The organism is Actinoplanes sp. NPDC049598 (assembly GCF_040675435.1).
GTDB lineage: Bacteria > Actinomycetota > Actinomycetes > Mycobacteriales > Micromonosporaceae > Actinoplanes.
The window spans coordinates 284,735-308,864 of sequence record NZ_JBFAOX010000002.1 but is presented as its reverse complement, the minus strand read 5'-3'; the positions used below and the strand labels follow the sequence as shown (position 1 = coordinate 308,864).

Annotated in this window: 26 protein-coding genes; 19 read left to right on the top strand and 7 right to left on the bottom strand. The window is 71.2% G+C overall.

The annotated features are described in order from the left end of the window. Positions 1 to 130: 130 nt before the first annotated feature. Positions 131 to 1,351 carry a beta-ketoacyl-ACP synthase II gene (gene fabF / locus AB0J66_RS07275; protein ID WP_364656714.1) on the top strand — a complete coding sequence of 407 codons (1,221 nt, stop codon included), beginning with the start codon at positions 131 to 133 and terminating at the stop codon, positions 1,349 to 1,351. A gap of 12 nt (positions 1,352 to 1,363) precedes the next feature. Then, complete coding sequence (locus AB0J66_RS07270; RefSeq protein WP_364656712.1) at positions 1,364 to 2,977, top strand: AMP-binding protein; 1,614 nt, start codon at positions 1,364 to 1,366, stop codon at positions 2,975 to 2,977. Here the strand turns inward: AB0J66_RS07270 and AB0J66_RS07265 are convergent. Then, positions 2,917 to 3,558 (bottom strand): hypothetical protein, encoded by a 642-nt coding sequence (locus tag AB0J66_RS07265; RefSeq protein ID WP_364656710.1) that lies wholly within the window; start codon positions 3,556 to 3,558, stop codon positions 2,917 to 2,919. The genes AB0J66_RS07270 and AB0J66_RS07265 overlap by 61 nt on opposite strands. Further along, positions 3,555 to 4,190 (bottom strand): NAD(P)H-dependent oxidoreductase, encoded by a 636-nt coding sequence (locus AB0J66_RS07260; RefSeq protein ID WP_364656708.1) that lies wholly within the window; start codon positions 4,188 to 4,190, stop codon positions 3,555 to 3,557. Before AB0J66_RS07260 ends, AB0J66_RS07265 begins: the two co-directional genes overlap by 4 nt. A gap of 137 nt (positions 4,191 to 4,327) precedes the next feature. Between AB0J66_RS07260 and AB0J66_RS07255 the strand changes: the two genes are divergently transcribed. Beyond that, entirely contained in the window at positions 4,328 to 4,762 is a 435-nt protein-coding gene (locus tag AB0J66_RS07255; protein WP_364656705.1) for a MarR family transcriptional regulator, read from the top strand. 202 nt (positions 4,763 to 4,964) lie between these two features. After that, positions 4,965 to 5,528 carry an HD domain-containing protein gene (locus AB0J66_RS07250; protein WP_364656703.1) on the top strand — a complete coding sequence of 188 codons (564 nt, stop codon included), beginning with the start codon at positions 4,965 to 4,967 and terminating at the stop codon, positions 5,526 to 5,528. Positions 5,529 to 5,535: 7 nt separating this feature from the next. Here AB0J66_RS07250 and AB0J66_RS07245 read toward each other — a convergent pair whose 3' ends face one another. Both AB0J66_RS07245 and AB0J66_RS07240 read right to left on the bottom strand, forming a co-directional pair. Beyond that, positions 5,536 to 6,234 carry a hypothetical protein gene (locus AB0J66_RS07245; RefSeq protein WP_364656700.1) on the bottom strand — a complete coding sequence of 233 codons (699 nt, stop codon included), beginning with the start codon at positions 6,232 to 6,234 and terminating at the stop codon, positions 5,536 to 5,538. A gap of 75 nt (positions 6,235 to 6,309) precedes the next feature. Then, positions 6,310 to 7,200, bottom strand: coding sequence for a LysR family transcriptional regulator (locus AB0J66_RS07240; protein ID WP_364656697.1), 891 nt, complete (start codon positions 7,198 to 7,200; stop codon positions 6,310 to 6,312). Between the two features lie 82 nt (positions 7,201 to 7,282). Between AB0J66_RS07240 and AB0J66_RS07235 the strand changes: the two genes are divergently transcribed. From AB0J66_RS07235 to AB0J66_RS07220, 4 genes are all read left to right on the top strand, one after another. Next, positions 7,283 to 8,473, top strand: coding sequence for an MFS transporter (locus tag AB0J66_RS07235; RefSeq protein ID WP_364656694.1), 1,191 nt, complete (start codon positions 7,283 to 7,285; stop codon positions 8,471 to 8,473). A 133-nt stretch (positions 8,474 to 8,606) separates the two neighbouring features. Then, the gene (locus AB0J66_RS07230) at positions 8,607 to 9,764 is read left to right on the top strand and encodes a hypothetical protein (RefSeq protein ID WP_364656691.1); all 1,158 of its coding nucleotides are present in this window, start codon (positions 8,607 to 8,609) and stop codon (positions 9,762 to 9,764) included. Positions 9,765 to 9,773: 9 nt separating this feature from the next. Continuing rightward, positions 9,774 to 10,274: a hypothetical protein gene (locus tag AB0J66_RS07225; protein WP_364656688.1), complete on the top strand. Its 501-nt coding sequence runs from the start codon at positions 9,774 to 9,776 to the stop codon at positions 10,272 to 10,274. Continuing rightward, the gene (locus AB0J66_RS07220) at positions 10,271 to 11,173 is read left to right on the top strand and encodes an aldo/keto reductase (protein ID WP_364656685.1); all 903 of its coding nucleotides are present in this window, start codon (positions 10,271 to 10,273) and stop codon (positions 11,171 to 11,173) included. Before AB0J66_RS07225 ends, AB0J66_RS07220 begins: the two co-directional genes overlap by 4 nt. On the opposite strand, the gene AB0J66_RS07215 is transcribed toward AB0J66_RS07220, so the two are convergent. Beyond that, positions 11,170 to 11,715 carry a dihydrofolate reductase family protein gene (locus AB0J66_RS07215; RefSeq protein ID WP_364656682.1) on the bottom strand — a complete coding sequence of 182 codons (546 nt, stop codon included), beginning with the start codon at positions 11,713 to 11,715 and terminating at the stop codon, positions 11,170 to 11,172. The two genes, AB0J66_RS07220 and AB0J66_RS07215, sit on opposite strands and share 4 nt — an antisense overlap. Before the next feature lie 38 nt (positions 11,716 to 11,753). Here AB0J66_RS07215 and AB0J66_RS07210 point away from each other — a divergent pair, with 38 nt between their 5' ends. Beyond that, positions 11,754 to 12,656, top strand: coding sequence for an RNA polymerase subunit sigma-70 (locus AB0J66_RS07210; RefSeq protein WP_364656680.1), 903 nt, complete (start codon positions 11,754 to 11,756; stop codon positions 12,654 to 12,656). Here AB0J66_RS07210 and AB0J66_RS07205 read toward each other — a convergent pair. Further along, complete coding sequence (locus AB0J66_RS07205) at positions 12,625 to 14,058, bottom strand: diguanylate cyclase (protein WP_364656678.1); 1,434 nt, start codon at positions 14,056 to 14,058, stop codon at positions 12,625 to 12,627. The genes AB0J66_RS07210 and AB0J66_RS07205 overlap by 32 nt on opposite strands. Positions 14,059 to 14,381: 323 nt before the next feature. On the opposite strand from AB0J66_RS07205, the gene AB0J66_RS07200 reads away from it, so the two are divergent. The 10 genes from AB0J66_RS07200 to AB0J66_RS07155 all read left to right on the top strand — a co-directional run bounded on the left by AB0J66_RS07200 (position 14,382) and on the right by AB0J66_RS07155 (position 23,633). Next, entirely contained in the window at positions 14,382 to 15,173 is a 792-nt protein-coding gene (locus tag AB0J66_RS07200) for an ABC transporter ATP-binding protein (RefSeq protein ID WP_364656675.1), read from the top strand. After that, positions 15,170 to 16,006: an ABC transporter permease subunit gene (locus tag AB0J66_RS07195; protein ID WP_364656673.1), complete on the top strand. Its 837-nt coding sequence runs from the start codon at positions 15,170 to 15,172 to the stop codon at positions 16,004 to 16,006. The genes AB0J66_RS07200 and AB0J66_RS07195 overlap by 4 nt, the downstream gene beginning before the upstream one ends. 33 nt (positions 16,007 to 16,039) lie before the next feature. Beyond that, positions 16,040 to 17,125 carry an ABC transporter substrate-binding protein gene (locus AB0J66_RS07190; protein WP_364656670.1) on the top strand — a complete coding sequence of 362 codons (1,086 nt, stop codon included), beginning with the start codon at positions 16,040 to 16,042 and terminating at the stop codon, positions 17,123 to 17,125. Between the two features lie 23 nt (positions 17,126 to 17,148). Further along, positions 17,149 to 18,198 (top strand): LLM class flavin-dependent oxidoreductase, encoded by a 1,050-nt coding sequence (locus AB0J66_RS07185; RefSeq protein WP_364656667.1) that lies wholly within the window; start codon positions 17,149 to 17,151, stop codon positions 18,196 to 18,198. Continuing rightward, on the top strand, positions 18,195 to 18,833 hold the full coding sequence (locus tag AB0J66_RS07180; protein ID WP_364656664.1) for an isochorismatase family cysteine hydrolase: 639 nt from the start codon (positions 18,195 to 18,197) through the stop codon (positions 18,831 to 18,833). Before AB0J66_RS07185 ends, AB0J66_RS07180 begins: the two co-directional genes overlap by 4 nt. After that, the gene (locus tag AB0J66_RS07175; RefSeq protein ID WP_364656662.1) at positions 18,830 to 20,164 is read left to right on the top strand and encodes an NtaA/DmoA family FMN-dependent monooxygenase; all 1,335 of its coding nucleotides are present in this window, start codon (positions 18,830 to 18,832) and stop codon (positions 20,162 to 20,164) included. The genes AB0J66_RS07180 and AB0J66_RS07175 overlap by 4 nt, the downstream gene beginning before the upstream one ends. After that, a complete protein-coding gene (locus AB0J66_RS07170) occupies positions 20,164 to 21,498 on the top strand; it encodes an MFS transporter (RefSeq protein ID WP_364656659.1) in 1,335 nt (444 codons plus the stop codon). Before AB0J66_RS07175 ends, AB0J66_RS07170 begins: the two co-directional genes overlap by 1 nt. 251 nt (positions 21,499 to 21,749) lie before the next feature. Continuing rightward, positions 21,750 to 22,535, top strand: coding sequence for a riboflavin kinase (locus AB0J66_RS07165; RefSeq protein ID WP_364656656.1), 786 nt, complete (start codon positions 21,750 to 21,752; stop codon positions 22,533 to 22,535). 113 nt (positions 22,536 to 22,648) lie between these two features. Then, the gene (locus AB0J66_RS07160; protein ID WP_364656653.1) at positions 22,649 to 23,146 is read left to right on the top strand and encodes an NAD(P)H-dependent oxidoreductase; all 498 of its coding nucleotides are present in this window, start codon (positions 22,649 to 22,651) and stop codon (positions 23,144 to 23,146) included. Further along, positions 23,139 to 23,633, top strand: coding sequence for a flavin reductase family protein (locus AB0J66_RS07155; RefSeq protein WP_364656651.1), 495 nt, complete (start codon positions 23,139 to 23,141; stop codon positions 23,631 to 23,633). Before AB0J66_RS07160 ends, AB0J66_RS07155 begins: the two co-directional genes overlap by 8 nt. 1 nt (position 23,634) lies before the next feature. Here the strand turns inward: AB0J66_RS07155 and AB0J66_RS07150 are convergent, their stop codons facing one another. Further along, positions 23,635 to 24,114, bottom strand: a complete 480-nt coding sequence (locus AB0J66_RS07150) for a pyridoxamine 5'-phosphate oxidase family protein (protein WP_364656648.1) — start codon at positions 24,112 to 24,114, stop codon at positions 23,635 to 23,637. Positions 24,115 to 24,130 lie beyond the last annotated feature (16 nt).

Here is a 24,130-nt window from a genome sequence, read left to right as displayed (position 1 = left end):
CCAGCCTGACGGGTCGATGAGCTGCGCGCATCCGTGCCGGCCCCCATTCGCGGGCGTTACGGGCGTCACTGTTCAAGTGTGAAGTCTGGGTTTATGGTGCAGGCAAGATCCATGAACTCGGAGGCGACCGATGGCCGCAGACGTCGTCATCACCGGCATCGGAGCCGTCACCCCGGTCGGGAACGACCGGGAGAGCACGTGGTCGGCGCTGCTGGCCGGCACGTCCGGGGTCGCGCCGATCACCTCGTTCGACGCGAGCCCGCTGCCGACCCGGATCGCGGCCGAGGTCAAGGGGTTCGACCCGGGCGCGTACCTCGAGGGCAAACGGCTGCGGCGGTCGGCCCGCTTCACCCAGCTCGCCGTCGCGGCGGCCCGGGAGGCGGTGGCCGACGCCGAGCTGACTCTCGACCCCGACCGCACGGGAGTCGTCATCAACGCGGCGGTGGCCGGCTTCGACACGATCGAACGGGCCACCCGGACGATGGACGACGACCGGCGGCTCGGGCCGTACTTCGTGGCCTCGTCGCTGACCAACATGCCGGCCTGCGAGGTCGCCATCGATCTCGGCGTGCACGGGCCGGTCACGGCGAGCGCGCTGGCCTGCGCGAGCGGGAACTACGCGCTGCTCGAGGCGCGGCGGCTGATCCTCTCGGGTGAGGCCGACGTCGTCGTCTGCGGCGGCACCGACGCCGCCATCACGCCGGTGATGTTCGCGGGGCTGTCGTCGATGGGCGCGCTGTCCCAGCGGAACGACGACCCGGCGGCGGCGAGCCGGCCCTTCGACGCCGGCCGGGACGGGTTCGTCTTCGGCGAGGGCTCGGTCGTCATGGTCCTCGAGTCGCGCGAGCACGCCGAGCGGCGCGGGGCCCAGACGTACGCGGCCCTGGCGGGCGGTGCGCTGACGGCCGACGCCTTTCATGTGAGCGCGCCTTCACCCCAGGGCGAGTACGCGGCCGCGGCCATCACCAAGGCGCTCCGCAACGCCGGAATCGCCCCCGAGCAGGTCGACTACGTGAGCGCCCACGGCACCAGCACCAAGGCCAACGACCGCACCGAGACGATGGCGATCCGCCAGGCGTACGGAAAAGCAGCGGACCGGCTGGCCGTCAGCAGCCCCAAATCGATGGTGGGGCACCTGATCGGAGCGGCCGGGGCGCTCGGCGCGATGACCGCGGTGCTCGCCATCCGCGACGGCGTCGTGCCGCCGACCATCAACCTGACGACCCCCGACCCCGAATGCGACCTGGACTACGTGCCGAACGTGGCCCGGCCGCTCGAGGTGCGGACGGCGACCGCCAACGCCTTCGGCTTCGGCGGGCAGAACTGCGTGGCGGTGTTCACCACCGCCTGACCTGGAGCACCGATGACCTACAAGTACGACTCCGCCGCGTTCCGCGACGTCTTCGAATCCCGGTTCACCTTCATCGCCGGCTTCTGGCGCAACACCCACCGGTACGCCGAGCGGCTCGCCCTGCGCGACACCGACCAGGGCCGGGACTGGACGTACGCCGAGCTCGGGGCCGACGTCCGCCGGGTGGCCGCCGGCCTGGCCGCGCACGGCGTCCGCTCGGGTGACGTTGTCACCTTCCAGCTCTACAACAGTGCCGAATTCGCCCTGCTCTATCTGGCCAGCCAGCACCTGGGCGCGATCGCGTCGCCGATCAACTTCCGGTTCTCCTCGGGGGAGACCGCCCACGTGCTCGACGACAGCTCGCCGCGGGTCTATGTGTACGACGCCTCGCTGGCCGCGGTGGCCGACGAGGCGTTGCGCATGTCCACTCACGTGCCGGCTCTCACGCTGAGCTCGGACGACTTCGGGATCCTGCTGCGGCACGGCTCGCTCGACGGGGAGGGGCATCCGGGCACGGCGTGGGACGAGACGATCCGGCTCTACACCTCCGGCACGACCGGCATGCCGAAGGGCGTCTCGCTGCCGGCCGCGGCCGAGGTGCTCACCGCCCACGACGTGATCATGCATTTCCCGCTGGAGCCGCAGGACCGCACGCTCAACATGACGCCCTGGTTCCACCGGGGCGGCATCTCGCCCGGCGGCCCGAACGCGGTCTTCTACGCCGGAGCGGCCGCCGTCACGGCCCGCTCGTTCGACCCGTCGGCGGTGCTCGACATGGTCTCCGAGCATCGGCTCACCTTCCTGATCGGCGCCCCGACCAACCTGGCCATGCTCACCGCGCACCAAGAAGAACGGCCGCGCGACCTGTCGTCGCTGCGGGGCCTCGTCACGATGGGGGCGCCGCTCGAGCGGGAGGCCTGCCTGCGTTACCAGCAGGTGCTCACGCCGCGCATCTTCAACGGCTACGGCACCACGGAGATGTTCTGGAACACCTTCCTGCGCCCGTCCGACCTGCCCGAGCACGCCGGCAGCGCCGGCCGCGCCTGCACCGACGACGACGTGCGGGTCGTGCGGGTGACCGAGGACGGGCCCGGCGACCCGGACGACCTGGTCGCGAAGGACGGCTCGGCGACCGGCGAGGTCATCATGCGCTCGCTCAAGAGCGGCTACGCCTACGTCAACAACGAGCGTGAGCAGGCCCTGAAGTTCCGCGACGGGTGGCTCTACAGCGGCGACCTCGGCACGTGGGACGCCCAGGAGTACGTGACGATCGTGGGCCGCAAGGACGACATGATCATTTCCGGGGGCGAGAACGTCCACCCCGTACAGGTCGAAGAGGTCCTGAACGAGCATCCGCAGGTCACCGACTCGATCGTGGTCGGGCTGCCGGACGAGCGCTGGGGTCAGATCGTGGTCGCGTACATCCAGACCGCGACCCGGGACCTGACCCCGCAGGAGCTGGACAAGCACGCCAAGGCCCATCCGATGCTCGCCGACTACAAGCGCCCCCGCCGGTACCGGTTCGTCGACACCCTGCCGCGCACCGCCACCGGCAAGAAGATGCACTACGTGATCAGGGCCGGCCTGACCGACCCGGCCGAGGTGGCGGCGCTGCGTACACCGTGAACGGCCAGCAGTCCCGTCGCCACGGCCAGACCGAAGCCGGCGAACGGCTGAACCACCGGCACGGCGATCCCGGCGACGAACAGCGTGATCAGGGCGGCGTAGGCGATGCCGTACGGGCGGAGGCGGCGATCGGCGCGGAACAGCGCGACCCCCGTCACCACCGCCGCGACCACGAGCAGGAACGAGGCGGACAGCGCCGTGACGAACAACGCCGGGCCGTACGCGGTGTCGTCGTTGATCACCGCCATGCCCGGCACGCCGGCGAGATGCGCGCGGCCGAGGCCCGGCTGCACGAAGGCCGCGCTGCCGAACGAGGCGGCCAGGAAGACGTTGGCCACCGTGGTCAGCGCGAGCCCCGCGACGGCTGACCTGCTGCGGCCGAGAGAGGAGGCCAGGCCGAACACGCCGAGGATGGCCAGCGCGGCCCCGAAGATGCTGGCGCCCAGATGGCTGACGAGGAAGACGCCGGTGGTGACGTACTCGGCGTACGCGTCGAAGTCGGAGGTGGGTGGCTGGTGGGTGAGGGTGCTCAGGCCGAGCAGGGTGCCGTAGGCCGGGAGCGCCCAGAGGAAGGCCCTCATTCCAGGAATCCTTTCGCTACGTTGCGCGCCTGCTCGTGGGCGAGGCGGCGGGCGGTGGAGACGTCGGCGGTGGCCAGGTTCGGCCGGAAGTGGACCGTGCGGATGTCGTCCACACCGGCCCAGCGCAGCCAGTCCTCCAGATAGGGCGCCTGGAAGTCGGCGCCGAAGGCCGGGCCGCGGTCCGGCCCGTACACCGCGCTGGTGTAGACGACGGCGGCCCGCTTGCCGCGCAGCAGCCCGCGGTACCCCGTGGCCGGGTCGAAGCCGAAGACCAGGCCGGGCTGGCTGATCACGTCGATGAACTGCTTGAGGATGTACGGGATGCCGGCGTTCCACATCGGCACACTGAACAGATAGCGGTCGGCCGCGTCGAACCGCCGGAACGTGGCGATCGCCGCCCGCCAGGCGTCCGCGGCCGCACCTTGCGGCTCTTCCCCGGCGAATACGGCCATCTTGGCCGCCGCCGCGTCCGGCCCGAACGCCGGCAACGTCCCGTCCCAGAGATCGAAGTGGTCGACATCGAGCCCGCCGCTGGGTAGCGAATCCCGGATGACTTGCAGGAACGTGCCGGCGAGGGCAAGGGACTCGGAGCGCGGGCCGCGCGGCGAGGCGGAGATGTGCAGCAACTTCATGGCGACTCCTGGTGCTTTGTGTGCGTGCGCACGCACATAAAAAGCGAGTGCGTGGGCACGCCCGAATTTATGTGCGTGCGCACGCACATTCTTAGATGTGTGCGTGCGCACGCACAAGAGTTGAGTAGCCTGTGGTGATGAGCGACACCGATGACGTGGCGGCGTGGGCGGCCCTGCTGCGGGTTCACGCGGCGCTGGTCCCGCGTCTCGATCAGGATCTTCAGACGGTTTGTGGGTTGCCCCTGACCTGGTACGACGTGCTGCTGGAGCTGAACTCGGCGCCGGGGCGGAGGCTGAGCATGGGTGAGCTCGGCCGGCTCGCGGTGATCAGCCGCAGCCGGGTCAGCCGGGTGGTGGACGCGCTCATGGACGCGGGCCTGGTGACCCGGGAGAGCAATCCGGACGACAAGCGCTCGGCGTATGCCACGATCACCGAGGCCGGGCGGGTGCGCCTGCGGGAGTCGGCTCCGGCTTATCTGGCCGGCATCCGGCGATACTTCACGTCCCGCATGACCGCGGCCGAGGCCCGCACCGTCGCGAGGGCGCTGGAGAAGGTGCTGGCCCAGGAGTGACGAAGGCCCGGCGCGACAGTTCCGCGGCGTGACAGTTCGGCCGGCGCGGCAGTTCGGCCGGTGCGGCGCTCCTGTGGTGGTGGCGCTCCTGTGGCGGCGCCCCTCCGGTGGAGGTGACGGTGCGCCGGTCGGCGGGCCGCGCACGGCTAACGTATAACTTCTGGACACCTGGTGTTCACCTTGGCGGCGCTAACGTAGCGTCATGATCCGCCCGCTCGTCGACGACGCACGTGAGCTTGCTGAACGCCTTCTGGCCGATCTGCCGGAGCGATGGCAGCACTCGGTGGGGGTGGCCGAGCGGGCCGCCCAGATCAGCGCCACGGTGCCCGCCGAGGAGGCGGACGTGCTGGTGGCGGCGGCGTGGCTGCATGACATCGGCTACGCCGCGGCGCTTGTCGACACCGGGTTTCATCCGCTCGACGGGGCGCGGCACCTGAGGCGGCTCGAGTGGCCGTTGCGCATCTCCGGCCTGGTCGCCCATCACTCTGGGGCGATCTGCGTCGCCTACGCCAAGGGTCTGGACGACGCGCTGGCCGAGTTCCCGCAGGAGAGCACCCCGGTCAGTGACGGGCTGACGTACGCCGATCAGACCGTGGGCCCGTACGGGCGCATCATGGACTTCGAGGACCGGATGGCCGACATGCTCCGCCGCCACGGGCCCGGATCGCCCAACGCCGCCGTGCACTCCCGCCGCGCTCCGCTGCTGCGCGCCGCCGTTCAGCGGGTGATGTCGCGGCTGTCCCTGCCGTCGGTGTCGGTCGCCTGAGAAGGGTTCAGAGGGCGCCGAGGGCCAGCTCGGTCTTGGTGTGCTGCACCTTGGCGGGGGCGATGCCGTCCTTGCGTAGGGCGCGGGACACCCGCTGGGAGACCGCCGCCGCCTCGTCGACGGGGCACTTCGTGGAGAGCTCGAGCAGGGCCGACCCGTCCGGGTAGACCCAGCGCTCGGCGGTCAGCGCCAGGCCGCGTACCTTCACCTGGCGCTTGCGGGCCTTCACCGGGCCGAAGGTTGTCAGCTCGGCCGGCGGGCACGGGGCGTACGCCGCCAGCAGCCGCCGCTGAGCCGCCGAGAGCAAGCACGTCAGGGGTTTGCCGTCCTTACGGGCCCGGGCCACCGCGCCCTTGCCGAGCTGGCGCTTGAGCGCGCCCGAGCAGACGTAGCGGCCGGGCATGGCGTCGACCTCGACGTGGAAGCCGGGGGAGCGGCGCAGCCAGCCGGGGACGGCGCGGGTGTGCATCGGGCGCAGCTTGACCACGATGTCGTCGGGGCGGCCGGCCCGCTCACGGACGCGCACCACGATGCCGGCCCGCTTGAGCGCCAGCTCGGGGGTGTCGAGGAAATAGACCTTCCGGGCCCGGCCGCCGAACCGGCCGTCGTCGGGAACGAGGAGCTTGAGCTCCACCAGGTCGGCCTGACGGGTAAGAACCCGCAGGTCATCGGCCTGATCGGACGACGGTTGCCAGAATCCCCACATAGAAGGTCGCGATGTCACTCGAACAACCGTACCGGACGTCCCGTTAAAGGATCATCAACAGGGGGTCACTTCCGGTTAATCGTCCGTTAACCCGTACGGCGCGGCTTGCTCGACGAAGTCGCGGAAGCGCTCCGCCGCCGGGCCGAGCCGCCGGTCCGTGCGCCAGGTGAGGCCGACCACCCGCTCCACGCTGGGGGCGGCCAGCGCCAGCCCGATCGTGCCGGAGACCCCGACGAACTGCTCCGGCACCAGCGCCACGCCCAGGCCGGCCCCGACCAGGCCTTCGATCGTGGCCAGGTCGCTGATCTCGAACGCCACCCGCGGCGTCACCCCGGCCGTGGCGAACAGGTCGTCGACCAGCGCCCGGAAGCCGAAGCCGGGCGGGATCGTCACGAAGTCCTGCTTCGCCACCTCGGCCAGCGAGACGGTCCGCGACCTCGAGGACCAGCGGTGGCCGGGCGGGACGATCAGGGCCAGGCTCTGCGCCTGCACGGCGATCCAGCCGTACGGACCGGTGGGGCGGGGCGAGGTCAGGGCCAGCTCCGAGGTTCCCGAGTCCAGGTCGCGCAGCATCTCGTGGGCCGGCTCCTGGCGCAGTTCGACGCGCATGTGCGGGGCCTGCCGGCGTACGTCGCGCAGGATCCGTGGCACGAGCGAGGTGGCCATCGAGTCGAGGAAGGCGAGCCGGACCGTGCCCGACGCCGGGTCGAGCAGGCCGGTCAGGTCCCGCCGGAGCCGGTCGTGGCGGTCGACGATGTCCCGGGCCGCGGCCAGGGTCACCTCGCCGAGCGGGTTCGGGTGCACGCCGCGGGCGTCGCGTTCGAACAGCCGCGCGCCGAGCTCCGTCTCGACGCGGGACAGCAGCCGGGACAGGGTCGGCTGGCTGGTACCGAGCGCGGCGGCCGCCTCGGTGACGTGGCGGTGCTCACCCAGCGCGATCAGCGCCCGGAGATCCTCGATCAGCACTCCTCGGATCATACGGTAGGCGCATGGGAGCAATGGATTTCATGCATTGGACGCATGGAAAGCGGCGCGGCACCGTGACGTAATGCCTTACCGCGCCGGGACACCCGGCTACCGCCGGATCGTCCTGGCCCTGTTCGCGGCCGGGGTCGCCACCTTCGCTCTGCTCTACAGCACGCAGGCGCTGCTGCCGGACCTCTCGGCCGCCTTCGGGGTGACGCCGGCCCAGAGCGCGTGGTCGCTGTCGCTGGCCACGGTCGGCCTCGGGATGGCGTTGCTGATCACCGGGCCGCTGTCGGAGAAGGTCGGCCGGACCCGGCTCATCCACCTGTCGCTGACGCTGTCGGCGCTGGTCGGGCTGGCCTGCGCGGTGGCGCCGAGCTGGCCCGTGCTGCTCGGGCTGCGGGGGCTGCAGGGCGTGACGCTGGCCGGGCTGCCGGCGGTGGCCACGGCCTACCTGCGCGAGGAGCTGCACCCGGACACGCACGCGCGGGCGGCCGGGCTGTACATCGGCGGCACGGCGCTCGGGGGCATGGCCGGCCGTCTGGTCACCGGGTGGGCCGGCGAGGCGTACGGCTGGCAGTGGGCCCTGGCCGCCGTTGCCTTCGTGGGCCTGATCTGTGCGGTGGTGGTGGCCGTGCTGCTGCCGGCCTCGCGGCACTTCGTGCGGCGGCCGGCCTCGGCGATGTCGCGCCGGGCGCTCACCGACCCGGCCCTGCTCAGCCTGTACGCGATCGGGGCGTGCGCGATGGGCGCGTTCGTGTCGGTCTACAACGCGATGGGCTTCCGGCTCACCAGCGCGCCGTTCCTGCTGGGCGCGGGCGCGGCCGGGGCGGTCTTCCTGGTCTATCCGGTGGGCACGCTCAGTTCGGCCGTCTCGGGGCGGCTGGCCGACCGGTACGGACGGCGCGCGGTGATGCCGTTCGGGTGTGTCCTGACCGCGGCCGGGCTGCTGCTCACCCTGCCCGACCGGCTCCCGATCATGATCGTCGGGCTGGCCGTGATGACCGCCGGGTTCTTCTGCGTGCACGGCGTGGCCAGCGGCTGGGTGCCGGTGCGGGCGCACGCCGGGGGAGTGCCGGCCGGGCAGGCGGCGTCGTACTACCTGTTCGCCTACTACGCGGGCTCGTCGGTCTTCGGCAGCCTGGCCGGCACGGCCTGGTCGCTCGGCTCGTGGCCGGCGGTGGTGGCGCTCGCGTCGGTCTTCGTGGGTATCAGCGGGGTGCTCGCCCTGAACCTGCGGCGCGTACCCGTTCTGACGTCCGTGGTCAGGTGAACGCCGGAACTTCATCCTGAGATGCGGCTATTACGCCTCTTGGGCGAACTCGTCGGAGTGTTTTACGACTTTGCCGGTCGACTTTGATCAGATGGGTTTGACCAGGCGCGCGAGAAGACCCGGGGAGGCGACAGTGGCCCGGCGAGTGTTTCTGCACATCGGTGCGCCCAAGACCGGCAGCACCTACATCCAGAACGTCCTCTGGGGCAACGCCGCCGAGCTCCGCGACCGGGCCGGCGTGCTGGTGCCGCACACCCTCTACGCGCACGACCAGGGTATGGCCGATCTGCGCGGCGTGCCCTGGTACGACCCGAGTTCGGGCTGGACCTGGGACCGGCTCACCGGCCTGGCCAACGCCTGGCCGGATGACGTCGTCATCAGCAGTGAAGGGCTCGGCGCGGCCACGCGGGAACAGGCCGAGCGCGCGGTGCACAGCTTCGGGCCGGCCGAGGTGCACGTCGTCGTGGCCGGCCGCGACCTCTGGCGCACCCTGCCGTCGATGTGGCAGCAGAGCATCCGCGGGCGCAGCACCTGGCGCTTCGAGGACTTCCTGTCGGCCGTCGAGAAGGGCCGCTACCAGGCGTTCTGGGACGAGCACACGGCCGAGCGGATGCTGCGCCGCTGGGGCGACCTGCTCCCGCCCGAGCGGCGGCATCTGATCACGGTGCCGCCCGCCGGGGCCCCGTACGACCTGCTCTGGCAACGCTTCGCCGGCGTCATCGGGGTGCCCGACGGGCTGTGCGAGCTCGAGGAGCCGACCGCCAACGTCTCGCTCGGCGCGGCCGAGATCGAACTGCTGCGCCGGGTCAACCAGGCGCTGGGCGACCTGTACCCGCACCGGGTGCCCTATCAGCGGGTCGTCCAGCGGCACCTGGTCGACGCGGTGCTCAAGCAGCGGGCCAACGCGCTGCGCTTCGGCATCGGCCCCGACCGCGCGGCCTGGGTCATGGCGGTCGCCGAACAGCAGATCGCCACCCTGCGCGACTACCCGTGCGAGATCGTGGGCGACCTGGACGAGCTGCGGCCGGTGGCGGTGCCGGTGACCGGGCCGACCCCCGACCAGCTGCCGGACACGCAGGTGCTGGAGGCGGCGATCGACACGATCGTCGGCATGCTCGGCCACGCCGCGTCGCTGGACCAGCCGCTGGAGAAACGGCCGCAGAACGCGCTGGCCCGGCTGCGCAACCGGGCCGCCGGCGGGATGAAGCGGCGGCTGCGCAACACGGTCACTTTCGGCACCCGGGTAACCGATCCGGCCGACCGGGTACCCGGCGCGCGCCGCCGGGCTTAGCCTGGGCCCATGCCGTACGTCGCCGCCCGCGACGGCCGCCGGCAGCGCGGCCCTCAGGATCGGGCACCCTCCGTCCCGGAACGACTCGACGATCTGCGCGGTCACAGCGTGGGAGTGATGGAGCTCCCGCACCATATGGCCGCCGGCCACAAATCCCGCCGCCGGTACGACCTGGAGGACCCGGCCCAGCAGCGGCTGGCCTACCAGACGGTGCTGTGCCAGGCCGCCGACTGCTGCGAGATCAACGATCTCCTGCACCCCGGCATGCTCCGCCGTCTCTGGCGTCACCTGCACCTTCCCGACCGGGTGCGGCAGGCCTGGGAGGCGCGGTACCCGGACCTTTCGGCGCCGTCGCCGCTCGCCGCCACGAAGATCCCGGCGGCCGACATCATCGCGCCGCGCACCGACGACGGCTTCTGCCGGGCCGGGCGCCGGCCCACCGCCTCTATTCCGGCCGACCGGATGACGGGCTCGCAGATGATCGCCGCACGGACGGCCTCCAGCCGTTGATCTCGGTTCGGGGCGTCGGCCTGGGGCTGGCCGCCGTCGCCCGCCCCGGGTACATCAATCTCGGCCGGGACAAGGATCTACCGGCCGAGCGCACTGTGGACACCCTGCGCTCGCTGGTCTTCGCGCTGCTCGACGACGCGTACCGCCAAGGGGTGAGGTATTTCGATGTCGCCCGTTCCTACGGCCGGGCCGAGGAGTTCCTGGCCGCGTGGCTGCGCCATTCTTCCTACAAGGACGTCGTCGTGGGTAGCAAATGGGGCTACACCTACACCGCCGACTGGCAGGTCGAGGCCGCGGTCCACGAGGTCAAGGACCACAGCGTGGCCACCTTCGACCGGCAGATCGGCGAGACGCAGGACCTGCTCGGCGATCGGCTCGACATCTACCACATCCACTCGGTCACGCCGGAGAGCCCGGCCCTGACCGACAAGGTCCTGCACCGCCATCTGGCCGGGCTCGCCGCCCAGGGCATCGTCGTCGGCATCTCGACCAGCGGTCCGGCCCAGGCGACGGCAATTCGAGAGGCCTTGGCCGTACGCGTCGACGGCGCCCCCTTGTTCCGCAGCATCCAGGCCACGTGGAACCTGCTCGAGCCCTCGGCCGGCCCCGCGCTGGCCGAGGCGCACGAGGCCGGGTGCCTGGTCATCGTCAAGGAGGCGATGGCCAACGGGCGCCTCGCCACCCTCCCCGAGCTGGGGGAGGCGCCCGACGCGGTGGCCCTGGCCGCCGCCCTGCAGCAGCCGTGGGCCAACGTCGTCCTCTCCGGCGCCGCCACCGTCGGCCAGCTCGACTCCAACCTGCGCGCCCCGACCACGACGGTCGACCTGTCGTCGCTGGCTCACCTGGCCGAGACACCCGAGAAGTACTGGTCGTACCGCTCCTCACTGGCCTGGACCTAGCCCCTTCGCAGCATCGTCAGGGTGACCGGGCCGACGGTTTCGACCGCGGTGAACCGGAACTCGGCCGGCGCGGTGAACAAGCGGTCGCCCGCGCCCGCGACCAGCGGGAACGTGATCAGGCGGTACTCGTCGACCAGATCGGCCGCGGCCAGCTGGCGCACCAGGCTCAGGCTGCCGATCACGACGACGTCCCGTTCCGCGCGCTGGGCCCACTCCACCGGGTCGCCGTCGATCGCGGCCGAATTCGGCCATTTACTCACGTCAATGCCGGTGCGGGTGGCGACCCGTTTCGGCGTCTCATTCATAACCTTGGCGTACGCTCCGTCGCGCGCCGGCCAGAGACGCGCGAAATGCTCCCAGGTCCGCCGCCCGTACAGCTGGACGCCGTTGGTCATCCGCTCGCCGAGCCGGAACTTGTCGTCGCTGACCGGCCCCGCGCCGTGCCGGAAGGCCCAGCCGCCGTACGGCGTGCCGCCGCGCCCGTCCGGGTCGGAGACCACGCCGTCGAGGGTGATGAACTGGATGACGATGACTTCACTCATGCCTTTACATACCGGCCGCGGCTGGCAGACTCATCGCGGTGTCCGACGAGGATTTCCGGGGCGAGCTGCTCGCGCACTGCTACCGCATGACCGGCTCGGCCGACGAGGCCGAGGACCTCGTGCAGGAGACCCTGCTGCGGGCGTGGCGGGCCGACGGGACGTACGACCCGGCGAAGGCATCCCGGCGCACGTGGCTGCACCGGATCGCCACCAACGTCTGCCTCACCGCCCTCCAGGGGCGGGCGCGGCGTCCGCTGCCGAGCGGGCTCGGGCCGAACGGCGATCCGCAAGCGCCGCTGACCCCCAGCCTGGACGTGCCGTGGCTGCAGCCGTTCCCCAGCGATCCGGCGCAGGCGGCCCAGGAACGGGCCGGGCTTCGGCTGGCCTTCGTGGCCGCGTTGCAGCTGTTGCCCGCGCGGCAGCGGGCGGCTCTGGTGCTGCGGGAGGTGCTGCAGTTCTCGGCCGCTGAGGTGGCGTCGGCGCTGGACAGCAGCGTCGCGTCGGTGAACAGCAGCCTGCAGCGGGCCCGGGCCGCGCTGGCCGCCGCCGGGCCGGTGCTGGAGGAGCTGCGTGAGCCGGCCGATCCGCGGGCGCGGGAGGTCGTCGAGCGGTATCTGGCCGCGTTCGAGGCGGCGGACGTTCCCGGGCTGACCCGGTTGCTGGCCGAGGACGTGGCGCTGGAGATGCCGCCGGTGGCGCTCTGGCTGGCCGGGCGGGCCGACTACGGCGCGTTCCTGAAGCGGGTCTTCGCCCTGCGGGGGCCGGGCTGGCGGATGGTGCCGGTGGAAGCGAACGGGGGTGCGGGCCTGGCCGCGTACGCGCCGGGCGGAAGTGCCCATTCGCTGCAGGTCTTCGACGTTCGGGGCGGGCTCATCCGGCGGGCGGTGACGTTCGTCGACCCAGCCGTCTTCACGTTGTTCGGGCTCCCAGGACGGCGGTGACGCGTTCTTCGGTGCGGCGGCTGTCGGCCTTGGCCTCGTACATGGCGCCGTCGGCCCGGCGCAGGACGCTGACCGCGTCGTCGCCCGGGCCGGCGTGGACCGCGCCGATGCTGACGCCGACGTCGCTCTTCTCGCCGGCGACCACGAACGGCGCCTCGAAGGCGGCCTCCAATCGTTGCAGGACCTCCTTCTCCGCGCCGCGGCACAGCACGACGAACTCGTCGCCGCCGTAGCGGGCCAGCAGATCGGTCTCCCGGACCGAGGCGGCCAGACGCTCCGCGACCTGCTGGAGCAGCTGATCCCCGGCCACGTGGCCGAGCCCGTCGTTGACCGCCTTGAACCCGTTCAGGTCGCAGAACAGCACCAGCGGAGCCGCCCCCGCCGCCAGGTCGGCGTCCAGCTCGGCCAGGAACTTCTTTCGGTTGGCGAGGCCGGTCAGCGCGTCGTGGGTCGCCTCGTGGGCCAGCGCCCGCTCGGCCCGCGACCGCTGCGCCGACAGCATCCCGATCCGCACCATCACCAGCGGCACGACCACAGCCGTGCCCACCGCGAGCAGGACGGCGTCGATCGGCCGCCCGGCCAGTTGCTGCACCGCGGCCACCACCGGGTTGAGCGCCAGCGCGGCCCCCAGGAACGCCAGGCGGCCCGGGCCCAGCCGGTCGGCCGACACCGGGCCCGGGCGCTGCAGCTGATCCATCGACCGGTCGGCCACGCCCGTACCGGCCACGATGTAACCCGCCAGGAAGAGCGTGTCGGCCCAGCCGGGCCGCAGCAGCGGGCTGTCGGCGGCCGACCACATCACGCCCATGTTGCCGATCAGGGCCAGTGGCAGGACCACGATGAACGCCCGCAGCGCCAGCAGCGACTCGCGGCCCGCGCTCTCCACCCGGAGCAGGGCGCCGAGCATCCCGGCCAGGCACAGCGCCATCACCAGCAGCCCGGCCCGGGAGCCGGGCGACATCGCGATCGCGTCCAGCCGCGGCTGGACCAGGACGGTCCAGAGCAGCCCGACCAGGCCCACGGCCATCACCGCGGCGTCGAGGATGCCGCCGATGTCGCCCCGGCCGTGCCGGAAGACGATCCAGACGGCCGCCGAGAGCAGCAGCAGATGGCCACCGACGATGAACACCAGCGACGCCAGATTGCGGTTGTCGGTCAGGCCGAGCTGGATCGCCGCCCACAGCCCGCCGGCGTTGATGACCACCAGTCCGGCCACGATGAGCACGGTCGGGCCCTTGCGCCGGCGCAGGGCGTAGAACGCCGGGATCAGCGACGAGGAGCCGATCAGGAAGTACAGCAGGGGCCGGGCGCCGTCCGGGGCCAGCGGATAGGCCAGCGCCGCGAGCAGGGCCACTACGGCGTACGCGAGCAGGGGTCTCCTGCCTCGCAGGGCGGCTGGCATGCCGCGCCCATCGCCCGCCCGGGGGCGAACCTGAGGTTTTCGCGCGGTCGGGCCGAACGGGACGCGCCTGGCCATCATTGATGATGCTGGATGCAGACGATATATTGCCGTACTGTCGAAGAAGTTCAGGCAAGGCTGGAAGTTGGCGGTGAGTCGAGTTTACGGCGAGGAAACCTCCGATACTTCTGACGGAAGCACGCCGTCTTTAACTTCTTCTCAGCTTGAGTTCTCGCGAGTCATATCCTCGTATTCGCCTCGCACGCTTCTCCGGCTCCATTGACGATTTCTATCTGTCTGGAGACCGCTATGTTGGGAAATTCCGCATGAGCGGAGAGATCCGCGTCAACGGGGTGCGCCGGGTCTACGACATCGGCGCCGGTGGCTCCCTCACCGCACTCGACGACGTCGACCTCACCGTGGAGACCGGCACCTTCGTCAGCGTCATCGGGCCCAGCGGCTGCGGCAAGTCGACGCTGCTGCGGGCCGTGGCCGGGCTGGAGACGCCGGACGCCGGCCGGATCACGGTCGGCGGCCTCACACCGGAGCGGGCCGCGGCCGACAAGATGCTCGGCCTGGTGCCGCAGACGCCGGCGCTGCTGCCCTGGCTGTCGGTGCTGAAGAACGTGTCGCTGCCCAAGAAGGTCAACCGCCGCAAGGGCCGCAAGACGGCCGACATGGTGGAGCTGCTGAGCAAGGCCGGGCTGGGCGACGTCATGCACAAGCTGCCGGCGCAGATCTCCGGCGGCATGCAGCAGCGCGCGGCCATCGTCCGCGCCTTCGGCCTGCATCCCGACGTGCTGCTGATGGACGAGCCGTTCTCGGCGCTGGACGAGTTCACCCGGGAGGCGCTGCAGGAGCAGCTGCTCGACCTGTGGGACGAGCTCAAGGCCACGGTCCTGTTCATCACGCACTCGGTCAGCGAGGCCGTGCGGCTCTCCGACCGGATCGTCGTGATGGCACCCCGGCCGGGCCGGATCACCGACGTCATCGACATCGACCTGCGCCGGCCGCGGGGACAGGCCCTGCTCAAGACACCCGAGTTCCACGCGTACGAGGATCTGGTGCGCGACCGGCTCCGGGGCGCTTTCCATTACGCGAACGCGATCGCGTCATGACCCTGGCCGAACCGGAAGTGATCGCCGAGTTGGCCTCTCCGCCGCGCGTGCGAGGTAAGCGCACCTTCGCCTTCCTGCACCCGGCCAAGTGGATGCCGCTGGTGCTGATGCTGGCTGTGCTCGGCGCGCTGTGGCAGTGGGGCGCCGACCGCATGCCGTACCTGCTGCCCCCGCTCGGCGACATCGGGCAGACCCTGACCGAAGATGCCGGCTACTACCTCGAGAACGCGCTCGTGACCCTGCGCGAGGCGGTCGGCGGCCTGGCCATCGGCACCGCCGTGGCGTTCGTGCTGGCCGTCGTCGTCAGCGAGTTCACGCTGGCCCGCCGGGCCATCATGCCGGTGGCCGTGATCCTCAACGTGACGCCGCTGGTGGCGATCGCGCCGGCCCTGGTCGTGGCCTTCGGGTTCGGCGCCGCCCCGAAACTGATCGTGACCGGCCTGATCTGCTTCTTCCCGGTCCTGATCAACATGTCGACGGGCCTGCGGGCGGTCCCCGTGCCGGTGTTGCAGGTCTACCAGACCATGCACGCGTCCCGGCTCGAGACCCTCTGGTACATCCGGGTCCCCAGCTCGCTGCCGTACCTGTTCGCCGCGCTGCGCATCGTCTTCCCGCTCTCGGTGGTGGGCGCGGTCGTGGCCGAGCTCTCGGCTGCCGGCTCCGCCAAGGGCCTGGGCACCGCGATCAGCCTGGCGTCGTCGATGAACCGCCTGGCCGCCGTCTACGCCTCGATCGCCATCCTGGCCGTCCTGGGCTCCCTGCTCCTGCTGATCGTGACCCTGCTGGAGCGCCGCCTTCTCCACTGGCACGAAACCCGCCAGGGCATCAAGTAAGGCCTCCTTCATTACAACCTCGGTGAGGATCCCATGAGACTTCGCGCCCTTTTTTCGGTCATCGCGACGACCGCCCTGCTGACGACCACCGCCGCCTGCGGGTCGTCCGATGATGAGGCGGCCCCCGCCGCCGCGGCCGGCACGGCCATCTCGGCCGATCGCTGCGCCAAGAACAAGGCGGCCGGCAAGGTAACGTATCTGTCCGGTTATCAGTGGCAGGCGTCCGCCTCGATCCTGGAGTACGCCGCGGCCAAGAAGCTCGGCTACTTCGACGCGGTCTGCCTCGACGTCGCCATGCAGCCCGGCACCGGTGACACCAGCCAGAACACCAAGCTGCTGGCCAGCGGCAAGGTCACCTTCAGCCCGGTGAGCCAGCAGGACGTGCTCTCGGCCAACGCCAACGGCATCAAGGTCACCGGCGTCTCGTCGTACTCCACCGTCGGCCTCGAGATCCTGATGACCAAGCCCGACGTCACCGACCTCAAGCAGCTCAACGGGACCACGCTCGGCCAGAAGGGCGCCATGCCGGTCGGCGTCCAGGCGATGCTGGTGCAGGCGGGCGCCGACTTCGGCTCGATCAAGCAGGTGACCGTCGGCTACGACCCGTCGGTGCTGACCCGGGGACAGGTCAAGTCGCTCACCGGCTTCATCTCCAACGAGCCCAACCAGCTCAAGGCGTCCGGGCAGGACGTGACGGTCTGGCGGCCGTACGACTACAAGGTGCCCGGCTCGCTCGGCGCGATGGCGGTGAACCCGGACTTCGCCGCGAAGAACCCGACGGCCGTGCAGGACTTCCTCCGGGCCGGTCTGCACGCCTTCGAGTACTGCGAGGACAAAGCCGAAGAGTGCGTCAAGGCGGCGGCCGACTTGACCGGCGCCGGCTACGACGAGAAGCAGAACCTGGCCGTCTGGCAGACCGAGGACAAGGTCGTGCGGGACAGCCTCAAGTCCGGGGCCGCGCTCGGCGCGATCGACCCGGCGAACGTCTCCGCCCTGGCCGAGATGCTCAACAAGTACACGAAGACCTCGATCTCGGCCGACCAGGCGAAGAGCGAGTTCGACGCGTCCTACATCGCCGCGATCTACTCCGGTGACAAGCTCATCTGGCCCGCGCCGTAACTCGTCCCGGAAAGAGGAACGTTATGTCTAGCAAGGAATATGGCGTGTTCCTGCCGATCGGCAACGGCGGCTGGATGATCTCGGAAACGGCGCCGCACCCCGAGGCGACCTACGCCTACAACCGCCGTGTCGCGGTGGAAGCCGAGCAGATCGGCCTCGACTTCATCATGTCGATGGCCAAGTGGAAGGGCTTCGGCGGCACCACGGACCACTGGGGTCAGACGCTCGAGTCCATGACGATGATGTCGGCCCTGGCCGAGGCCACCTCCACGGTGAAGATCTGGGCCACCATGCACGCGAACATTCACCACCCGGCGGTGGCGGCCAAGATGTTCACCACCCTGCAGGACGTCTCCGGCGGCCGGGCCGGCATGAACATCGTCAACGGCTCCTACGCCGACGAGTTCGTGCAGATGGGTCTCTGGGACGCCGAGCTGTCGCACGCCGACCGCTACCGGATGACCGAGGAGTGGACGCAGGCCGTCAGCCGGCTCTGGACCGAGGACGTCGTCACGATGAAGAGCGACTTCTTCACCCTGGACGCGTGTGAGTCGCGCCCGCACCCGGCGGTGCGCCCGACCATCATCAGCGCCGGCCGCTCGGCCGCGGGCCGCGACTTCCAGGCCCGGTACGCGGACGGGGCGTTCCTGAGCGCGGACAACCTCGACCAGATGCGTGAGTTCTCGCGCTACGTCCACGACAAGGGCGCCTCGTACGGCCGTACCGTCAAGACGTACTCCATGTTGACGGTCGTCCTCGACGAGACCGACGCCAAGGCCGAGGCGAAGGCCGCCCGTTACGGCGAGGGACTCGACAAGGAGGCGCTGATCGGCATGCGCACCTCGTGGGGCATCCCGGCCGACACCGCGCGGGCGTGGGCCGACGGCGCCACCGGCTCGGAGGCGTTCCAGACCCCGTACGTCACCGGTGGCCCCCAGAAGGTCATCGAGCACATCGAGCAGATCACCAGCGAGGCCGAGCTGGACGGGCTGATGCTCATCTTCCCCGACTACCACGCCGACATGCTGCCGTTCGGCGAGGCCGTGCTGCCCACCCTGCGAGGCGAGTCATGAGCGACCTGCGCGCGTCCCAGCTGGCGGCGCTCAAGGACCGCAAGCCGGCTCTGATCGTCGTCGACGTCCAGCGGTCGTTCGCCGACCCGGCGATGATCGCCGGCTACTCGCCGGACCTGTCCGTCATCGCCGGCGCCCTCACCGCCACGGGCAAGCTCGTGGAGGCGGCCCGGGCCGCCGGTGTCACCGTGGCCTGGGTCGAGCTCGGGAGCGACCCGCGCAACCCGTGGCAGGCGAGCCAGTGGCTGCGCGCCGGGGACCCCGAGGCCGCGTACGGCCCGGAAGAGCCTTGTGTCCTCGGCACTCCCGGCGCCGAGTGGTACGGCACCGGGCCGGCCGGCGGCGAGATCCGCGTCGTGAAGCGCGGTTACAGCGGTTTCCTCGGCACGAGCCTCGAGACTCAGCTGCGGGCGGCCGGCGTCGGCTGGGTCGCGGTCTGTGGCCTCACCACCGAGTGCTGCGTCGCCGCGACCGCCACCGACGCCTTTCAGCTCGATTGGCCGGTCCTGCTGCCGGTGGACGCCGTGGCCGCGTACGACCAGGAAGTCCACGAGGCCTCGCTGGCCGAGCTGGCCATGAACGCGGCCGTCCTGAGCGACACCGACGAGCTGGCGAAACTGTGGGTGGCGGCATGAGCGGCATGCACCTCGCCTTCGACCTGTCGTTCACGCACACCGAGGGCCGCTGGGCCCGGCGCGGCTCCTGGGTCGGCCTCGACTTCCCGGACCCGCGGATGTACATGGAGCTGGCCCAGATCGCCGAACGGGCCGGGATCGGCATGCTGTTCTTCGGCGACGGCACCGGTATCCCCGACACGTGGCGCGGCTCGATCGACGCGGCGGTCGAGTGGGGCGTGCAGTGGCCGCGGCACGACATGAGCCCGATCATCGCCGCGATGTCCACCGTCACCTCGCACATCGGCTTCGGCCTGACCTACTCGTCGACCTTCATGCACCCGTTCTACGTGGCCCGGCTGCTCAACTCGCTCGACCACGTCACCGGCGGGCGGATCGCCTTCAACGTGGTCGCCTCGACGCGCCGCGCGGACGCCGCCAACTACGGCTTCGACCAGCTCATGGCGCACGACCTGCGCTACGAGCGGATGGAGGAGTTCATCGACGTCTGCCAGGCGCTCTGGCACTCGGTCGACCCGGACGCCATCGTCCGCGACCGGGAGACGGGCCGCTTCGCCGACCCGGCCAAGGTGCGGGCCATCCACCACCACGGCAAGTTCTTCGACGTCCAGGGCCCGCTGCCGAGCGTGCCGAGCCCGCAGGTGGCGCCGATGCTGGTGCAGGCCGGCAACTCGCCCCGGGGCATCGCCGCCTCGGCCCGCTTCGCCGACCTGGTCTTCGGTTTCGGCGGCAGCCTGGCGTCGCAGCAGCGGCACCGCACGATGCTCGACGAGGCCCTTTCGGAGCAAGGGCGTGACCCGTCGTCGGTCGGCATCCTGTGGGCGACCCAGGTGATCGTCGGCCGCACCATGGACGAGGCCCGCGCCCGCCGCGACGAAGTGTTGACGTTCTGGAGCGAGGACGCGGTCGGCGCCTTCCTGTCGCACAACGCCGGCATCGACTTCTCCCAGCTGCCGTCGTCGTTCCCGCTGGGCGAGCTGCGCCGGCAGGCCGAGGCGGCCCAGGCCACCCCCGGCGGCCTGATCGGCACGCTGCTGTCCACGTACGGCGAGGACTACCAGATGAGCCGTACGGAGTTCTTCGAACACGGCTGGCGCAGCGCCACCGGTATGGACCACACCATCCTGGGCGACCCCGGCACCGTCGCCGACGCCCTGGAGGAGAACTTCGCCGCCACCGGCGCCCGCGGCGGCTACATGCTCTCCAGCCCCCTGGCCACCCCGTCCGGCCTGGCCGACATCGCGGAGCTCCTGACCCCCGAGCTCCGCCGCCGCGGGGCCCTGGCCCCTCGCTATCCCGGCCGGACCCTCCGCGAGAACCTCGCCATCTGATGAGCCCAGTCGAGACGCGCTCGCCGACCGCCGAGCAGACGGTGCTGGTGTGTGCGCTGATCGGGACAGCCCAGATGACGTGGGGCGTCACGGTCCCGGTGCTGCCCGTTTATCTCGACCGCTACGGCCTGGCGGTCGGCCTGCTCGGACCTCTCGTGGCGGCCTTCGCCGTGGGGCGGATCATCGCCAACATCCCGGCCGGGCTGGCGCTGCGGCGCTTCCCCGCCCGGGCCTACCTGCGGGCGGTGCTCCTGGCGCTCGCCGGAGTCACGGCGCTGACCGGGCTGGCCGGCTCGGCGGGTCCGCTGATCGGTTTCCGGCTGGTGGCCGGTGTGCTCGGCGGCGCGGCCGTCACGGTGGGCTTCGCCCTGCTCGTGGCGGGGGCACCGGCCGAGCGCCGGGGCGCGGTGATGGCCACGGCCACGGTGGTGCAGATGAGCACCGCGGGGGCCGGGGCTCTGCTCGGGGGCGCGGTGGTGGGCCTTGTCGGGCCGGCCTGGACGTTCGCCGTGGCCGGGGTGCCGGTATTGGCGTGCCTGGTCTGGGACGCCGCCCGGCCGGCATCGCATTACTGGTCGTCCACGCCGCGAGCCCAAACGCCCCCACCCGCGGAGCCCGCCCTCCCAGGGGGAGCCCCCGCAGGTCAGTATTCCGGACGTTCGCATGATCAGGTCGGGCGCCTGTGGACAGCGCGCTTGTGGGGAAAACTCCGGCCCCGTCCCGAAACTGTGCTAAGGCCGAGCTGGCTCCTGCTGGCTCTCTGCGCCGAGGCGTTCGCGACGTTCTTCGTGCGGTTCGCGGGGGAGCAGGGCCTGGTGCCGGTCCTCGCCTACGACAGTGGCGGCCTCGAGCCGTTCACCCTCGGCCTGGCCACCGCGGCCGGCACGGTGGCCAGCCTGGCCGCGATGCCGCTGATCGCCCGCTGGGTGGACCGGGGCGCCCGGATCGCGCTGCTGGTGCCCGCGGGCATGGTCGGCGCGGTGGCGATGCTGTGCCTGCCGTTGCTGCACGTGCCGGTGGGGTTCGCCGTCGCGATCGTGGCGTACTCCCTGGCCACGAGCGTCATCGGCGTCCTCCCCGGTGTGATCACCGGCGATGCCTACCCGGCGTCGGCGGCCGGGGGAGTCATCGGCTTCACCCGCACCGCCGGTGACCTCGGCGCCGCGATCGGCCCGCTCGCGGTCTTCGGGGTCGTTGGTTTCGCCGGCTACGAGGCGGCGTGTGCCCTGCTGGCGGTCTTGCTGCTGGTCGCGGCGGCCGGCTTGGTGGCGGCCCTGCTGCGCCACCGCGCGCACTCCGCCGTTACCCCGCCGGCCCTGGTCGGCGCGCCGTGAGGAGAGGGGAGGCGCGCCGTGAGGAGAGGGGAGGCGCGCCGTGAGGAGAGGGGAGGCGCGCCGTGAGGAGAGGGGAGGCGCGCCGTGAGGAGAGAGGAGGCGCGCCGTGGGGAGAGAGGCACGCCGTGAGGAGAGAGGCACGCCGTGGGGAGGGAGGGCGTGCTGTGGGAGGGAGGGGCGCCGTGAGGAGAGGGGCGCTATGAGGCAAGAGAGACGCCGCGCCAACAAACCTGAGAGACGGGAGGTGGGAAGTGATTAGCGGTGAGGTTGTGCATGGGGCCGGGCGCGGGCGTCCGCTGGGCTTCCCGACAGCGAATCTGGCCGTCGACGGGGACGCCGTGTTGCCCCGGGACGGCGTCTACTTCGGGATGTTCGCGCTCGACGGCGGCCCGCCGGCCCCGGCGCTCGTCTCGATCGGGGCCAACCCCACGTTCGGCGGCGAGGTCCGCACCGTCGAGGCGTACGTCCTGGACCGGGACGAGGACATGTACGGAAGGAGGGCGGAGTTGCGGATCGTCACCCTGATCCGGGAGCAGGAGCGCTTCGATTCGGCCGAGGCGCTTGTCGACGCCATGGCCGCGGACGAACGCGCCGCCCGTAGGCTGGTGACCATGGGTGAGGACGCCGAGGAGCGCGGCTGGCGGCGGTTCGGGCCGGAGAGCATCGAGCGGGCCATGCTGCTCGCGCTCAGCGACGAGCTCGGCGTCGACCTGCGGCCCCGCTCGATCGACCTCGGCGACGGCACCCGGCTCGAGATCGAGGGCGCCGACGAGGCGTACGGCCTGCTCGTCCAGATGGTCGGCAACCAGGGGACGTTCCGTTCGCTGCACCGCAACAAGGTGATGGCCGACATGTTCAAGCTGACCTGGCTGCGCTCGTCGATGTTTCCCGACGGCCGCATCGTGCTCTGCGTCAGCGAGACGGTGGCCCAGGTCTTCAGCCCGGCCGGCTGGACCACCCGCGCCGCCCGTGACCTGGGCATCGAGGTCCTGCTGTACAGGGCCGACGGCAAGCTGGAAACCCTGATCAAGCCCTGACCACGTAGGTACTTACTCCGCAGACGGCCGGTCTCATCCCTCTGTGCCTGGCGACCATTCCGACTGCTCCGCGGTGGCTGATGTCCTCTGCTAGTAAGGAGCACGCGTCCACCATGAAAATCACTGTTCTCGTGGGCAACCCCAAGCCCCTGTCCCGTACGAGGCTGACGGCTGAAGCGGTCGCCGACCTGTTCCCGGGCGCCGGCCGCCTGGTGGTCGACCTCGCCGACTACGCCGGCCGCCTGTTCACCTGGCCCGAGCCGGAGATCGACGAGCTCACCGCCCGCGTCGCCGCCTCCGACCTGCTGATCGTCGCCTCGCCCACCTACAAGGCCACCTACACCGGCCTGCTCAAGGCCTTCCTCGACCGGTACGGATCGAACGGCCTGGCCGGCGTCGTCGCCATCCCGGTGATGACCGGCGCCGCACCGGATCACGCCCTGGCCGTGGAGGCGTACCTGCGTCCCTTGCTCGTGGAGCTCGGCGCCTCCGTACCGGCCCGCGGTCTTTATCTGGTGATGTCGCGGATGGAAGCGCTGACCGAGATCACCGAGGAGTGGGCCAGGGCCAACGCCGGCCTCTTCGACATCCTGGAGGCCCGCCGTGCCTGACACCGCCATCGCGAGCCGCGAGTTCCGCCGGGTCCTGGGCGGCTTCGCCTCCGGCGTCACGGTCGTCACCGCCGTCGTCGACGGCGTACCGGTCGGCCTGACCTGCCAGTCGTTCTTCAGCCTGTCGCTCGACCCGCCGCTGATCGCGTTCTCACCGGCCCGGACCTCCGTCTCGTACCCGCTGATCCGCAGCGCCGGCGCGTTCTGCGTGAACATCCTGGAGGCGGGCCAGGAGCAGTTGTGCCGGCAGTTCGCGCGGACCGGGACCGACAAGTGGCGCGGTGTGAGCTGGCGGCCCGGCGCCACCGGAAGCCCCATCCTCGACGGGGTCCTGGCCTCGATCGACTGCACGCTGGAGCAGGAGCACGAGACCGGCGACCACTACCTGACGATCGGCCGCGTGGTGGCCCTGGCGAGCGAGCCGGACCGCCACCCGCTGGTGTTCTTCAACGGCGCCTTCGAGCGCCTGCACCGGCCGGCAGCCTGATTCACCACACGCGGGCCCGGTGGTCCTTGGACAGGCCGTGCAGCTCGCACGGCGTCCGCGGCTCCCGCGGGCAGAGCACCCACAGGTCGCTCACCGTGGCCCGGTAGAGCCGGTACCCGGACGGGCCGGTCACGTCTTCGCGGTCCAGCATCGTGACGTCGTGGCCGTCCCGCCGCGGATAGAGCGCCAGCGCCTGCTCGACCTCGCCGGCGGGGACCTCGGCCACCTCGGCGTCGGCGTAGACCGCACGCCCGTGGTACGGCTCCACTGTGGAGTCGAAGATGACGAAGCTGACCCGGGGCCGGGCGGCCACGTTGACCGAGTGCCGCGCCGCCCGCTCGGAGCACCAGAGGAACTCCCGGTCGCCCGCCGGCGCGAAGTAGACCGGTGAGGTCCAGGGCCGCCCGTCCGGCCCGGCCGTGCTCAGCGTCAGGTACAGGTTGGCCTTGACGATTTCCCGTGCGTGCGGAGCCAGCGACATCAAGCGATCGTCGCAC